The 14,357-nt window shown below is 39.1% G+C and carries 14 protein-coding genes and 1 riboswitch; of the genes, 3 read left to right on the forward strand and 11 right to left on the reverse strand.

Annotated elements, in window-relative coordinates; all coding sequences use genetic code 11:
* The first annotated feature begins 4 nt into the window (after positions 1–4).
* Positions 5–101, forward strand: a riboswitch (guanidine-I (ykkC/yxkD leader).
* 62 nt (positions 102–163) lie between these two features.
* Positions 164–505 (forward strand): DMT family transporter, encoded by a 342-nt coding sequence (locus MHB42_RS06240; protein WP_340805074.1) that lies wholly within the window; start codon positions 164–166, stop codon positions 503–505.
* A complete protein-coding gene (locus MHB42_RS06245; protein ID WP_340805075.1) occupies positions 505–819 on the forward strand; it encodes a DMT family transporter in 315 nt (104 codons plus the stop codon). Before MHB42_RS06240 ends, MHB42_RS06245 begins: the two co-directional genes overlap by 1 nt.
* A gap of 46 nt (positions 820–865) precedes the next feature.
* Here the strand turns inward: MHB42_RS06245 and MHB42_RS06250 are convergent, their stop codons facing one another.
* From MHB42_RS06250 to MHB42_RS06285, 8 genes are all read right to left on the reverse strand, one after another.
* Positions 866–1,750, reverse strand: coding sequence for a glycine betaine ABC transporter substrate-binding protein (locus MHB42_RS06250; protein ID WP_340805077.1), 885 nt, complete (start codon positions 1,748–1,750; stop codon positions 866–868).
* A gap of 81 nt (positions 1,751–1,831) precedes the next feature.
* Positions 1,832–2,680, reverse strand: coding sequence for an ABC transporter permease (locus tag MHB42_RS06255; RefSeq protein WP_340805079.1), 849 nt, complete (start codon positions 2,678–2,680; stop codon positions 1,832–1,834).
* Entirely contained in the window at positions 2,673–3,872 is a 1,200-nt protein-coding gene (locus MHB42_RS06260; protein WP_340805081.1) for a quaternary amine ABC transporter ATP-binding protein, read from the reverse strand. Before MHB42_RS06260 ends, MHB42_RS06255 begins: the two co-directional genes overlap by 8 nt.
* Before the next feature lie 158 nt (positions 3,873–4,030).
* Complete coding sequence (locus MHB42_RS06265; RefSeq protein ID WP_340805082.1) at positions 4,031–4,666, reverse strand: TrkA C-terminal domain-containing protein; 636 nt, start codon at positions 4,664–4,666, stop codon at positions 4,031–4,033.
* Between the two features lie 320 nt (positions 4,667–4,986).
* Complete coding sequence (gene solA, locus MHB42_RS06270) at positions 4,987–6,105, reverse strand: N-methyl-L-tryptophan oxidase (protein WP_340805083.1); 1,119 nt, start codon at positions 6,103–6,105, stop codon at positions 4,987–4,989.
* Positions 6,106–6,216: 111 nt separating this feature from the next.
* Complete coding sequence (locus tag MHB42_RS06275) at positions 6,217–7,566, reverse strand: uracil-xanthine permease family protein (protein WP_340805084.1); 1,350 nt, start codon at positions 7,564–7,566, stop codon at positions 6,217–6,219.
* A 108-nt stretch (positions 7,567–7,674) separates the two neighbouring features.
* Positions 7,675–9,042: a guanine deaminase gene (gene guaD, locus MHB42_RS06280; RefSeq protein ID WP_340805085.1), complete on the reverse strand. Its 1,368-nt coding sequence runs from the start codon at positions 9,040–9,042 to the stop codon at positions 7,675–7,677.
* Between the two features lie 210 nt (positions 9,043–9,252).
* Entirely contained in the window at positions 9,253–10,140 is an 888-nt protein-coding gene (locus tag MHB42_RS06285; RefSeq protein ID WP_340805086.1) for a LysR family transcriptional regulator, read from the reverse strand.
* A gap of 120 nt (positions 10,141–10,260) precedes the next feature.
* Between MHB42_RS06285 and MHB42_RS06290 the strand changes: the two genes are divergently transcribed.
* Positions 10,261–11,448, forward strand: coding sequence for a YbfB/YjiJ family MFS transporter (locus tag MHB42_RS06290; protein ID WP_340805087.1), 1,188 nt, complete (start codon positions 10,261–10,263; stop codon positions 11,446–11,448).
* Between the two features lie 45 nt (positions 11,449–11,493).
* On the opposite strand, the gene MHB42_RS06295 is transcribed toward MHB42_RS06290, so the two are convergent.
* From MHB42_RS06295 to MHB42_RS06305, 3 genes are read right to left on the reverse strand one after another with little or no spacing between them, the layout of a single operon-like run.
* Positions 11,494–12,294 carry an ABC transporter ATP-binding protein gene (locus MHB42_RS06295; protein ID WP_340808543.1) on the reverse strand — a complete coding sequence of 267 codons (801 nt, stop codon included), beginning with the start codon at positions 12,292–12,294 and terminating at the stop codon, positions 11,494–11,496.
* Entirely contained in the window at positions 12,294–13,325 is a 1,032-nt protein-coding gene (locus tag MHB42_RS06300; protein WP_340805088.1) for a FecCD family ABC transporter permease, read from the reverse strand. Before MHB42_RS06300 ends, MHB42_RS06295 begins: the two co-directional genes overlap by 1 nt.
* Positions 13,322–14,356, reverse strand: coding sequence for a FecCD family ABC transporter permease (locus tag MHB42_RS06305; RefSeq protein ID WP_340805089.1), 1,035 nt, complete (start codon positions 14,354–14,356; stop codon positions 13,322–13,324). The genes MHB42_RS06300 and MHB42_RS06305 overlap by 4 nt, the downstream gene beginning before the upstream one ends.
* Position 14,357 lies beyond the last annotated feature (1 nt).

The raw sequence follows: 14,357 nt of genomic DNA on the forward strand, positions 1-14,357 counted from the left end.
TAGCGTCAAAGTTTTCTAGGGTTCCGTAGCTTATGCTAGTCTGGTCCGAGAGAAAACCACAAATTCATTTTGTGACACGGAAGGATAAAAGCCTGGGAGATACTGTTGTTAGACAGTTTCTTTAGGCTTTTTTTATTTGGCTAAAAATATGGAGGGATTTAGGATGAATAAACAATGGTTCAGTGTTATTATTGCAGCTTGTTTTGAGGTTGGCTGGGTTATTGGCTTAAAGCATGCCAATAGTGTATTAGAATGGATTGGCACAGCTATTGCGATTTTTGTTAGTTTTTATTTACTCATTAAAGCAGGGGAGCATTTACCTGTTGGTACGGTATATGCTGTGTTTGTTGGCTTAGGTACAACAGGAACCGTCTGTGCCGATAGCTTGTTGTTCGGAGAGCCATGGAAGCTGTCGAAAATTATTTGTATTGTTATATTGCTTGCAGGTGTTGTCGGCTTAAAGCTTGTAACAGGTGAGCCACAGGAAAAAGAGGTGACAAGATAATGGCATGGATGGCATTAGTAGTTGCTGGGCTATGTGAAATGATGGGTGTTTATATGATTAGTAAATATAATGAAACAAAGAGCATTAAAAATTTAGGGCTGCTGATTTTAGCATTTGCTTTAAGCTTTGTAGGGCTTGCTTATGCGATGGAAACTTTGCCAATGGGAACAGCCTATGCAATTTGGACAGGTATTGGTGCAGCAGGAGGAGCCCTGCTAGGGATGTTATTTTTTAATGAATCGAAGGACTGGCGACGAGTTGCTTGTATTGTGCTTGTTTTAGGAGCCGCTATTATGTTGAAGCTATTATCATAAAGAAAAAATGCACTTCCGCTATAATGGCGAAAGTGCATTTTTTAGTTTATTTTGTTACATCTTTTGTCCATTCTTCAACTTTATCTGGATTTGCTGCAATCCAGTCTTTAGCAGCATCTTTTGGATCTTTACCATCTGTAATTTCAGACATCACGCTTTCCATATCTTCTGGTGTCCAGTGGAAGTTATCTAGTACAGAATAAACATCTGGTAAATCTTCCTTTAGCCCTTTACGTGCAAATGTATTAATTGTTTCTTCGCCACCATAAGAGCCTTTCGGGTCCTCTAAATATTTAAGGTCGTATTTCGCAAATTTCCAGTGTGGTGACCAGCCTGTAACAACGATTTCTTCCTCATTTTTTAGTGCTTTATCCAATGAAGTTGTCATGGCACCAGAAGAGGAAGTAACAAGGCTCCAATCTGCTAAATTCTCATAGTCTTCTAATGCTTTTTCAGTAGCAGCCGTGATACCAGCACCAGGTTCAATACCTGTAATTGTTTTGTCTGCTTCATTTGTTAAATCTTCAATAGAATTAACATCCATATATTGTGGGACAACTAAGCCAATTTTTGCACCAGCAAGGTTTTCACCAAGCTCATCTAGGTCAGCGCTATATTTATCGTATTGCGTACCGTGTGTATGTGGTAGCCATGCAGCTACCATCCCATCTGCCTCACCTTTTGAAACAGCCTCCCACATAATAGCATTATCAAGTGGTGTTAATGTAACATCATAGCCTAAGTCTTCAAGCACCTGCCCAACAACATTTGTAGAGGCAATTTCTGTATCCCATTCTACATAAGCTAGATTTACCTCTTTAGAGCTGCTGCTGCTGCCAGAATCTGAACCTGAGTCATCACTGCTACAAGCGGCAAGCATTAAGCCTAAGCCTAAAGCCATTCCTATTTTTGATAGTGTTTTGAATTTCATCGAATCTCCCTTTCTCTTGCTAATTTTATATCAAACTGCTATATACCTATCAGCAGGTATAAGCAAGAACGATTAATAATTTTAGGATGCTTTCTTTTTATTAAAGCTTTGCGTTAAGCGGTCAATAATAATCGCAAAAATAACTAAGCCTAAGCCAGCAACAAAACCATTACCAACCTGTGTACGTTGTAGTGCTGTTAATACTTCACGTCCTAGACCAGGCGCACCAATCATAGAGGCGATAACAACCATTGAAAGTGATAGCATAACAGTTTGGTTAATCCCTGCCATAATTGTTGATTTAGCAAGAGGAATTTCTACTTTAAATAGCTTTTGGCTACCTGTACTACCATAAGAGTCAGCTGCTTCCACTAACTCTTTAGGTACTTGACGAATACCTAAGTTTGTCATACGTACAGTTGGTGGTAGGGCGAAGATAACAGATGCGAAAACACCAGGTACAATACCGATACCGAAGAATGCAACCGCAGGAATTAAGTAGACAAAGCCAGGCATTGTTTGCATAAAGTCAAGCACTGGTTTAATAATGCTCTCGGCAATTGTTGATTTGGACATTAGAATTCCAAGTGGGATACCAATAATAATGGATATAATACTTGAAAAGATTACGAGCGTGGTTGTTTCCATAAGATTTGTCCATAAACCTTGATTGTAGATAAACAACAAGCCGATTAATGAAAATACGGCAAGCCCGAATTTTTTGCCTGTAATAAAAAAGGCAAGTATAACAACAAGTGCGATTAAAATAATAGCTGGGATACTAATTAATAAATCAGTGACCTGATTCATGAGTAGCTTTCCGAATTGTTGAATAGAGTTAAAGAACGCAGAAAAGTTACTCGTCAACCAGTCCATAGCTGATTCTACCCATGAAGCCAGTGGTAATTTATTATCTAGAAAGTTATTCATGTACTTCAGCCTCCTCATCGCTCGTTGAAAGTGCTTGGATGACAACGCCTCGAATCAGCACACCTAGTAAGCGTCCATCTTTCACAACGGCAATTGGAGTAGGGGAATTGTAAATCATTCCTAAAATATCCTGAATTAGCATATCTGGAGGAACTGTTAATACTTCTGATTGCACAATTGAATGAACGGTTTGCTCCTGTTGTTTAGCTGCGGCTAATGCATCATCAGCAGTAATATAGCCTTTTAAATGACGATTTTTATCAACAGCCATCAGTAAGCTCACTGCTTCCTGACGCATACGTTTTAGTGCTACTTTAGGACCATCAAGGTCTATATTGACAGAAACAGGTCGCACCATGACATTTTCTGCTGTTAATACTTTTGAACGGTCTACATCTTCAACGAATGTTTTGACATAATCATTTGCTGGATTTGTTAATATCTCTTCACCTGTACCAATTTGAATGATAGAACCATCCTTCATAATAGCGATGCGATCTCCTATGCGTAAAGCTTCATTCAAATCATGGGTAATAAATAAAATCGTTTTTTTCAATGTTTGTTGTAGATCAAGTAGCTCATCCTGCATTTCTTTACGAATTAACGGGTCAAGTGCAGAGAAAGCTTCATCCATTAATAATATTTCAGGGTCATTGGCTAGCGCTCGTGCTAAACCAACACGTTGCTGCATACCACCTGATAATTGGCTGGGATATTGATCTTTGTAAGCGAGTAGTCCAGCATTTTCGAGGGCCTGTTCTGCTTTAGCTTGTCGTTCTTCCTTTGGAACGCCTCGGACTTCAAGGCCGTATTCGGTATTTTGAAGTAATGTACGATGAGGGAATAAACCGAAGTTTTGGAAAACCATACTCATTTTGTTTCTTCTAACAGTTCGTAAACTTTCTTTTCCCATTGTAGAAATATTTTCACCGTCAATATATATATTTCCGCTCGTTGGTTCAATAAGTCGGTTTAAGAGCCGTATAAGTGTTGATTTACCACTTCCTGATAACCCCATAATAACAAAGATTTCACCTTCATTTACTGTAAAGCTTGCATCGTATACACCAACAGTTGCACCTGTTTGTTTTAAGATATCAGTTTTACTTTTTTGTTGCTTAACGAGTTCTAGTGCTTGGGGAATATGCTTACCAAACACTTTAGATACGTGTTCTACTTTTATTTTTTCCATAGAAACATTCCTTCCGTAGAGTATTACTATTTGAGGATAATGATACCCAAAAATAAACAAGTAACAACTTTACTTTAACAAAGAGTTGTCACTTTTGTCAAATCGACAAATTAGAAAAAATCCGCATAAACGCTGTAATATCAGCGCTTATACGGATTTTAATTCGGATATAAAAAACTTTGAACTCGAGCAAAGCTTTCATCATTACCAATAAAATAAATGACGTCACCCTCTTCAAAAGATACATAGGGACCAGGGGATATTAATAATTCATTGCCACGTCGAATACCAACAATTGTGCTAGCAGTATTTTGCCAAAAGTTTAAGGCTTGCACAGTTTGGTGGATGCATGGACTATCAGCAGTTAGCTCTAATTGATAAGGAATAAATGGATTAACCGAACGGAAATGCTCCGTGCGACTAATAAGCTGCTTTGCCTTTTCCTGCAACGTGATAAGTTCTTGCTGTTGCTTGTGAATGCTTGTCAAAAGTTCATTTTGTATTTCATGGATGGATTGCACATCATGAAATTGTCGAACAAACTGCGCCGCTTTTTCATACGATTTAATGATAACACCGCTCCCTTTTGAAGCTTCAACAATTTCTAGGTCTTGTAAAACGGCTATCGCTCTTCTTGCTGTTTCAGCTGAAACATTATACTGACTTGCAAGAGAGGAGCGTGCATAGATTTTATCGCCAATACGATATTTTCTTTCGACAATCTTCGAAGCAAGATCAATGGCTATTTGCTGATATTTTGGTTGCTTGAGTTGAACGTTTTTTTCTAAGTTCATTATTAAACTTCCTTTCGTTGTTACAGGTAATTATAGACGAACCCGCACAGAAGCAATGGCATTTCCATAAACGATTACTAGATAAGTTTATAGGATAACTATTAGTAATAGAGGGGGAGATTCATATAACAATGATTACTGAAAGCAAAGAATATCGTACAAGGTAAAATGGTTAATGTAAAGTATATTACCATAGAAAATATTTGCCTAGTTAAGATATCTATTAGCGTAAGTATACATGATTTTACCCATATAGGAGAGGAGTTAATCTATATATATAAAGGATTGATGCAATCTATGTGCATCAATCCTTTTATCATTTAACAAAATCGACTAATTTTAAATGGTGTTAAATCCTGCTTGCTTGTACCATCTAGGATTAATTCGGAAAGTACCTCGCCAACGGCACTACTAAATTTAAAGCCATGCCCAGAAAAGCCCCCTGCCATGACAATATTGCGATGGTTAGGTAAAAAATCAATAATAAAATCTTCATCTGGTGTCATGGAATATTTGCACGTTTTGCCGTATTTGAATGCACCATGCTGTGGCATAAATTGCTGAATAAATTGCTGTAAATCTTCACGATCATTATCGTCAAAGGGGTGCAATGGTTCATTTGGATCAACCGCTTCTCCGCCATCATGTCGACCTAATTTTAATCCTACACCATCAATGCTTGGAAACCCGTAATAGAAAGAATCTGCTAACTCAATCCCGTAAGCTGGGAAAACAGCATCACGATAAAGCTGTTCATCTGCTTCAAACCAAGCAAAGGTTTTACGTGTTGGTGTAACAGGAATTGATATATTCATAGTTGCTAGTAACTCGGTTGCCCATGCGCCAGCTGTAACAATTAATTGCTTTGCTTGATAGGTAGTATTCGCTGTTTGGATATGTACAATGTCACCTGCTTGAATAGCGAGCACCTTGTCATTTGTTTGCAAGGTTGCACCAGCAGCTAATGCTAATTTTTTATATGCCTGTATACATGCCTCAACACGGAGGACACCTGCTGTTGGTTCAAAGCAAGCGACGAGATTTGCGGGGAGGGCTAATCCCGGCCATTTTTCCATTGCTTCCTCTGCTGAATAACATTCAAGTGCTAAATGGTAGAGCTGTGCACTTGCCTTCACATTTTGAATAGAGGAGCTTGTGGGCTCGCCAATATTAACCACACCTGTTTGTAAAAATAAGCGTTCATCTACTAAACTTTCTAGCTCCTGCCATAGCTCGCCAGCTCTTTTCACAAAAGGTACATAGCTTGTGCCCTCACCATAGGCAAAACGAATAATACGTGTATCCCCATGATGACTGCCTTCCTCATGTGGGGGATTAAAGGCATCTAACAGCAGCACCTTTTTTCCTGCCCTTGCTAAATAATACCCCGCAGCCATGCCCATGGAGCCTGCACCTACAATTACCACATCATATAGCATTCTAAATCCCTACTTTTTTGCTCTAGTATAGCAGAATATAGCGCAATTAAATAGCTAAAAAATGCACAGCACCTGCTACTCAATAGTGGATAGGGAGCTGTGCATAATTATTTACTTAGTATTTGGTAAGATTTTATTCAGGATAATAGCTACTAAAGCTGCTGTTGCAATTGGTGAGCCAAATAAATATTGAATGGTTGTCGGTAAAGAATATAAGAAGTCATCAGGTAGGACGGTTAATGCTAATGTTAAAATAACAGGTATAGCAATAACATACATTTCCTTCTCACCAATATATTCATTTTTCATAACCTGTAAGCCACTAATCGCAATAATACCGCAGACGATAACAAAGACGCCACCAATAACAGCCGAAGGAATAGCTGAAATAAGCGCAGCTAATTTACCAGAGAAGCCAAATACGATAAACCAAGCCCCTACAGCAATAAATACACGGCGGCTGGCAACACCTGTAATCGAGATAACGCCTGCATTTGTTGAATACCCTGTAACAGGTGTAGAGCCTAAAAAGGAAGCAATAAAGCAGCCAATCCCTTCACCAACCACACCACGGTTAATTTGTCGCTCGGTTAATGGCTGGTCGATAACATTACTAATGGCAAACCATGTTCCTGTTGTTTCTGCCATTAACACAATATAAATAATAATCATTGTAATAATTGCTGAAATATTAAAGCTAAAGCCAAAATCGGCAAATGGAATTTGAGGCATACTAAACCAGCGTGCCTGTGATACGGCAGATAAATCTAAAACGCCCATTATATTTGCAGCTATACTGCCTGCGATTAAAGCGATAATAACGGAAGCAATACGAAATACTCGTCCTTTTTGCTGAAAAACAGAGCCTAGCATAACGCAAAGCACTAAAACACCTGCTGTAATTAATGCTAAATAGATATTTTGTGTCATCGATGCGCCTGCGCCATTAAAAATATTATCACTTAATCCGACAGGCATTAATGATAGCCCAACAACAAAAATAATTGTACCGCCAACAATTGGTGGAATAAATATTTTAACAATTTTATTAAAGATACCTGTATAGCCTAAAATAATCACCAAGATTGCCCCAATTAAGCTGGCTCCTAATACGGTACTCCAGCCTAGATCACCACTGCCGCTTGCTGCATAAATTCCAACAATGGCTCCAAGTGGTACATAGGATGGACCCTGTGCCATTGGGAACTTCATACAGAAATGTGTTTGCACAATGGTCGCAAGTCCTGCTGCAATAAAGGTTGATTGAATTAAGGCACTTGCTTGACCTGTTTGTAAGCCAATTAACATAGCAATTAAAAATGGTACAACATACACATCCATTGCCATGACATGTTGTAAGCCAAGCAGTGCTGATTGACCAAAAGAAATTTTCTCATGTGGTAAGACGGTCAATTGTGTTTTTGCTGATTGATTAGCTAGTTTGTTATGCTGCGTTTCCACGGAAATGTACACCTCAAAATGGTAGATTTTAATCAATTACGCTCCAGCGTAATTGTGCCTGTCGCTAATGCTTTCGGTACAAAAAGAATTTGCTGAGCCAAGATCAAATTAGCCTCTAGTATGAACTTTATTGCCCTGCACCCAGACTTCACGAATATTTTCAGGACGAACAAGATACATTATTTTTTGGAAAATATCGTGTAAATCCTCATGCTGGTCGAAAATAGGTAGCTTAGCAGAAGGGATTGCTGTATCAATAACCTGAACATCCCATGCATAGTTTTCCTGTAAACGACCAATAGGAAGGCTTAAGCTTTCGCCTCCACCTGCTGTTGCAAGGTAGAAAGCCTCATTAATTGTAATGCGTGAATTTGGTACGCCACGCTGTGCGGCTGGAATTGTCGTATCCACACCATCCTCTAGCATTCTTGAGGAGATAACAGCTTGGCGTGCATTATCAAAAAGGCTTGGAGAAAACCCACCTGACACATCTGTGCCTAAGCCAATATCCACACCCATTGCATGGAAGCGAGCGATAGGAATAACACTATTAGCAAAATAAGCATTGGAGATTGGGCAATGACCAATAGCTGTCCCTGTTTCAGCAAATAATTGGGCATCCTCATCGCTTAAAAAATTGCAATGTGCCATAACAGATTTATCGCCTAAGAGACCAAAGTCATGCAGGGCAACAGCATCATTTTTATGGAATCGTTCTTTGACATAGCCATGCTCCCAGTCACTTTCGCTACAGTGCGATTGAATATGTGTATCATATTTCGCTGCTAATTCGCCCAAGCCCTTTAAAGCCTCATCTGTACAGCTTGGAATAAAGCGTGGTGTAACAACTGGATAAACACCCTGCTTAGTTGTTTTTGCTAATTCCTTGACAGCCACAATAAACGCCTCTGTATCAGCTAATGCTGCTTGTGTGCTGGCATCGCGATAAAAATCTGGATTTTGCTCGGCATCATCCATCACTACTTTCCCAACAAGTCCACGCTGTCCTTTTTCCGCACAGATTTTTGCCAAAAGGATGCTTGCTTCTTTATGCACAGTGGCAAAATAAAGTGATGTTGTTGTACCATTGGCAAGCAATGTGCTTACTAAATCCTCATAAACCTCTTGGGCAAAAGCTATGTCAGAAAATTTGGATTCGATTGGGAATGTATAGGTATTGAGCCAATCATAAAGTGGAATATCTAATGCTGTACCCGATTGTGCCCATTGTGGTGCATGGACATGTAAATCGACAAAGCCTGGTAAAAGATATTGGCCCTCAGCTAATTGATGGAAATTGCTGTGATGCTGATAGGTAGCTAATAGTTGCGGATAATCCGCATGGTCAGGAGCGACTATTTTTTCGATCATGCCCTCTGCATTAATGAAAAATAAATAGTCCTTTAATAGTTGGATTTCAGTAGGGGATTTACTAGTAAAAGCTGTTCCTTTAAATATTTGCGTATATTCTGTCATAAAAACCACCTTAATGTTCGTTTGTTGTTAATAATACCGATTATTATAGGCTATTATAACGGTTTAGTCTATAAAAAAGCGAATATTCATAGATAGAACTGCTCAATTTATAAGCGTGAGTGCTCAATAAAAGGATGTGTTCGCTCAATACAGGGGTAATTCCGCTCCATTTATAGGCGTTCTACTTTAACATAGAACGCCAACATTTAATCAGATAGATTCATTAATAATATGAAGAAAGCTATGAAAGGAGGAGGCGTAAAGCGGCTCATTTTTTCGTGTACATAAGTAAATAGGGCGCTGAATATCCATATTCTTAATAAAAACTCGCGCAATTTGCTGCTGCTGGATAAAGCTAGAAGCGGCAATGGACGGGGCAAGCATCGTACCATAGCCTGCGGCAATAGCATGAATGGATTCGTTGATACCATCGAGTTGCAGCCCGACTTTAGGTGGTGGAATTTTATGTACTTTACATAAAGCATTTAAAAATTCCTTGGTGGAGCTACCATCCTCCCTTGACACAAAGGGCTGCTGCATTAGCTTTGCCAGTGAAACCGTTTGACCTGCAAGTGGGTGCTGGTAGGGTACAATAAACCAATAGTCTAAATTCATTAGAAATTGATAGGTAATATCAGGATGATGCCCATCTTCTTTAACAATAAAACCTAAATCGGCCTTGTAATGAAGCAGTTCCTCTATAACTTGCTGTGAATTAGCCGTTTTTACATGAATATGAGCGGTTGGGTGAACCTGTTTAAAGTGAGCCAGCCATTTTGGCAATAAAAAATGAGAGGGCACATGTGTAGAAATAATTTGCAATTCCTCATTGCCTGTATTTTTCAACTGTGCTACTTTATTTTCAATATCCAATTCTAAATCAAATAAACGCTGTGCTTGTTTAAATAAAAAGGTTCCATTTTGCGTTAAGGTGATACCTCGACCTTTCGATTCTAATAAACGTAGGCCTAGTTCCTTTTCTAAATTGCGTATTTGAATGGTAACAGCGGGCTGACTAATGCTAAGTGCCTGTGCTGCTTTGGACACGCTGTTAAGCTCAGCAACCTTTGTAAATAAACGCAATGCATGTAAATTCATAAATGATAAACACACCTTTAATAAAAAATTTTTATAATTTCATATATATTATATATTAGATTTATTAATTTTTACTCTGTATCCTTTATATTACAATCAAATATATGGGGGTGAATAACAATGAATCGACAACATATGGGAATTGTTTTTGGTGGCATTTTATTACTAGTAATTGCAATGGGGATTAGTCGATTTGCTTTTACACCGATTCTACCATTTATGCGTCACGATGCAGGGTTTTCATTGGAGGTAGCTGGCTATTTAGCTTCCAGTAATTATATCGGTTATTTTATAGGGGCATTATGGGCAGGGTTTATTGCTCGTCAGCGCAAAACCGTTTTATTAGTGAACGTTGTGATCAATGTGCTATCTGTTGGCATGATGGGCTTGCTAGAAGTATATAGTGTCTGGCTTGTGCTGCGCTTAATCGCTGGTATTACAGGGGGAATTATTTTTGTTTTAACATCCAGTATTATTATGGACTATTTAGCAAAGCAATCACTATCAAGATGGTCAGGCTATGTATTTAGTGGTATTGGTCTTGGCATTGCTATTTCAGGCTTATGTGTGCCAATGATTGAAAAACAATTTGCATGGCAGGGGACATGGATAGGTTTAGGGATAATATCAGCTATTTTTTTAGCCATTACATATCGTTTATGGAAAGGCTTAGGCGTACAGGATAGCATAAAAACAAAGAATACCTTTGATACAACAATGGTAAAGGGCTTTATGCTATGGCTTATTTTATCCTATGGCTTAGAGGGATTAGGCTATATTATTACAGGTACTTTTTTAGTTGATATTATTCATAATATCCCATCTTTACGAGCTTACTCGTCATATAGCTGGGTTATTGTTGGACTAGCTGCGATTCCATCAGCACCTGTTTGGACATTATTATTAGAAAAATTTTCAGCAATAAAAATTTTAATGGCGGCATATATACTTCAAGTGATTGGCATTTTATTACCTGTATTGTCGCAAACCGTATGGAGTGTATTGTTAGCATCGTTTTTATTTGGCTTAACGTTTGTAGGCATTGTTACACTTACAACATCGTATGCACGCCAGCTATTCCCAACACAAAGTGGCTTAGTTGTGTCATTATTAACAACGGTATATGCTTTTGGGCAAATTATAGGACCAATTATCGCGGGGCAGCTTGTAGAGGTTTATAATAGCTATAAAGCGGCACTTGTCTTTGCAGGTGCAATTGTGTTCCTTGCATTGCTTGTCATGCTAGTAGGCAAAGGGCTAACAATGAAAAAGCAAGCTGTCACGGCTATTTCTCAACCACGTTCATAAAAGGCAAAAGGGAATGTCTAGTTTTTTAGACATTCCCTTTTGGGATTAAACAGCATGATAACGACCAACAGGCACAATTAAAGGTGTTTGAGAAACAGGGTCTTCAATCACCATGCTCTCTAAATCAAAGGTTTCTTTAATTAACGCACTTGTTACAATATCTTTTGGTGAGCCTTCAGCCAGTAAATGACCATTTTTTAATGCAAATAGATGGTCTGCATAACGGGCGGAAAGGTTAATATCATGCAGTACCATCACAATCGTTGTACCATGTTTTTTATTTAAATCTGTCAGCAAATCTAAAATTTCCACCTGATATGTAATATCTAAAAATGTTGTGGGCTCATCTAAAAATAAAATATCTGTTTGCTGTGCCAGTGCCATCGCAATCCATACACGCTGGCGCTGACCACCTGACAATTCATCAATATTGCGATCAGCAAATTCTGTAATGTTCATCATGTCAAGTGCCTCTGCAACTGCCTCATAATCTTGCTTTGACCATCCTTTAAATAATGCTTGATGAGGAAATCGACCACGCCCAACTAAATCAGCCACTGTAATGCCTTCTGGCACAATAGGGGATTGAGGTAATAGCCCTAGCACACGCGCTAATTGCTTTGGTGGCATTTGATGAATTGATTTGCCATCTAGGACGACTTGACCACCAGTTGGCTTAATGAGGCGTGCCATTGTTTTTAGCAATGTAGATTTGCCACAACCATTCGCACCAATAATAATGCTAATTTTATTACTTGGGATAGCAATGCTGACATCTTCTAAAATGGTTTTCTGCTCATAGCCAGATGTTAGATGCTCAGCTTGAAGCATATGTGTTGGTTTCATCATATATCTCCCTTTCGATTGATTCGAATTAACAAGTAAATTAAGTATGGTGCACCAATAATGCCTGTAATAACACCTACTGGATATCTAGCTGTAAATGCGAATTGACCAATTAAATCTGCAGCCAATACTAAAATAATGCCAATTAGCCCAGCTGGAAGTATATTTGAAAACCCGACACCTACTAATTTTTTAGCGATTGGCCCAGCAAGGAATGCAACAAAGGCAATTGGTCCTGTAGTTGCCGTAGCAAGTGCAATCATTAATACAGAACAAATAATTAAGATGATTCGCGTTTTATTTGTATCTATCCCTAAAGAGGTAGCGGCTTGTTCACCAAGCTCAAGCATTTCTAAATATTTCCCGAAAAATAATAGGATTGGTGTAAAGATCATCACTGCAATTAGTAATGGGTAAAGTGTTTCCATTTTTGCACCATTTAAGCTTCCACTTAACCATCTCATCGCAGAGGGAATATCATGCGTATTCCCAATTAGCATTAAATAAGAAATGAATGCATTGAGCATTGCCTGAATGCCAATCCCGATTAAAATTAATCGACCAATTGAAAAAGAGGAGCCTTTTGATAACGCATAAATAATAAGCACAGTTGCTAATCCGCCAACAATGGAAGCGATGGACACAATCGTATTGCTTGCCTGTAAAACAATAATACAGAATACAGCAGCCGCGCTTGAACCAGCCGTAATACCAATGACATTTGGGTTTGCTAAAGGGTTGCGTAGCATTGTTTGGAAAACATAGCCGCCAACACCAAATGCAAAGCCAGCAAATGCACCTGCTAGCATTCGTGGTAATCGAATTGTGCCGACAGCAAAGGAAGCCCCCTGTATATGTTGCCCTAAGAGCACATGGATTACATCTTTAACAGGATAAATGGTGTTTCCAAGCATCAGCATTGTGCCGCAAAGTATGATGGCAATAAGAGCGAGTATAGAAGTGGTGATCACAAACCGTCTTGTTCTTCGTTGTCTGCCGTCTATTATGGATTTCAATGTTTCATTCATCATAACGCACGCATTTTCGCTTTCATTGTAATTAAAATTAAGATTGGAGCGCCAATAAAGGCTGTTAAAATACCTACCTCTAGCTCACCGGGACTACCAAGAAGTCGTCCACAAACATCTGACACTGTTAAAATAATCGCTCCTGCTAAGGCGGACATCGGCAGTAAAAAGCGTATATCAGGTCCAATAATAAGACGAACAATATGAGTAGCTAATAAGCCAATAAAGCCAATTGGTCCTGCTAGCGCTGTAGCAGCCCCACATAAAAGCACACCGCCCAGTGCTGCAAATAAACGCAATGTTCCTGTACGAACACCTAAGCCAGTTGCGACTTCATCCCCAAGCGCTAAAGCATTAAGTGCTGGTGCTGTAAAGAGGGCAATCACCATACCTACAATTAAAAATGGTATAAATAGCTGAATGGCATCCCAGCTACCAGCACCTACACTACCAACCTGCCAAAACCGAAATTGATCCATGACATTTGTCCGCGGAATCATCACCGCCACAACTAATGACGATAAAATAGCGCTTGTCGCAGCTCCTGCAAGTACAAGCTTTAGAGGTGTAGCCCCACTTGCCCCCATAGAGCCTATACCAAATACAAAAATCGCTGTGATCATAGCACCAGCAATTGCTAGCCAGATATACTGGCTGGCTGCACTAATATTTAAAAAGGCGATCCCACATACGACAAAAAGGGATGCCCCTGTATTTACCCCTAAAATACTTGGGTCTGCAATTGGATTGCGCGTAACAGCTTGCATTAGTGCCCCAGAAACACCTAATGCCGCTCCGCATAGCAAACTAAAAATTGTTCGAACGATTCGTTGTCGCACAACGCTGGCTTCATGTGACTGGGCATCAGGATGGAATAAACCATCCATCAGTCCAATCCAGCCAATTGTACGAGAACCGAATAGCAGAGAAGCAATCACACATATCGCAAGTACAATGATAAGAAAAAGTAAAACCTTACCAAAATGTTTAGGGATAAAGTATTGCTTTTGTTCGGTAGCTTGTAACTTATTCATA

This window comes from Lysinibacillus sp. FSL K6-0232 (assembly GCF_038008325.1).
Lineage (GTDB): Bacteria > Bacillota > Bacilli > Bacillales_A > Planococcaceae > Lysinibacillus.

Excerpts from the sequence above, each read along its gene's own strand:
- MHB42_RS06245 (WP_340805075.1), top strand. The coding sequence starts at position 505 with ATGGCATGGATGGCATTAGTAGTTGCTGGGCTATGTGAAATGATGGGT.
- MHB42_RS06285 (WP_340805086.1), bottom strand. The coding sequence starts at position 10,140 with ATGAATTTACATGCATTGCGTTTATTTACAAAGGTTGCTGAGCTTAAC.
- MHB42_RS06300 (WP_340805088.1), bottom strand. The coding sequence starts at position 13,325 with ATGATGAATGAAACATTGAAATCCATAATAGACGGCAGACAACGAAGA.
- MHB42_RS06265 (WP_340805082.1), bottom strand. The coding sequence starts at position 4,666 with ATGAACTTAGAAAAAAACGTTCAACTCAAGCAACCAAAATATCAGCAA.
- MHB42_RS06305 (WP_340805089.1), bottom strand. The coding sequence starts at position 14,356 with ATGAATAAGTTACAAGCTACCGAACAAAAGCAATACTTTATCCCTAAA.
- MHB42_RS06290 (WP_340805087.1), top strand. The coding sequence starts at position 10,261 with ATGAATCGACAACATATGGGAATTGTTTTTGGTGGCATTTTATTACTA.
- MHB42_RS06295 (WP_340808543.1), bottom strand. The coding sequence starts at position 12,294 with ATGAAACCAACACATATGCTTCAAGCTGAGCATCTAACATCTGGCTAT.
- guaD (WP_340805085.1), bottom strand. The coding sequence starts at position 9,042 with ATGACAGAATATACGCAAATATTTAAAGGAACAGCTTTTACTAGTAAA.
- solA (WP_340805083.1), bottom strand. The coding sequence starts at position 6,105 with ATGCTATATGATGTGGTAATTGTAGGTGCAGGCTCCATGGGCATGGCT.
- MHB42_RS06240 (WP_340805074.1), top strand. The coding sequence starts at position 164 with ATGAATAAACAATGGTTCAGTGTTATTATTGCAGCTTGTTTTGAGGTT.
- MHB42_RS06250 (WP_340805077.1), bottom strand. The coding sequence starts at position 1,750 with ATGAAATTCAAAACACTATCAAAAATAGGAATGGCTTTAGGCTTAGGC.
- MHB42_RS06255 (WP_340805079.1), bottom strand. The coding sequence starts at position 2,680 with ATGAATAACTTTCTAGATAATAAATTACCACTGGCTTCATGGGTAGAA.
- MHB42_RS06260 (WP_340805081.1), bottom strand. The coding sequence starts at position 3,872 with ATGGAAAAAATAAAAGTAGAACACGTATCTAAAGTGTTTGGTAAGCAT.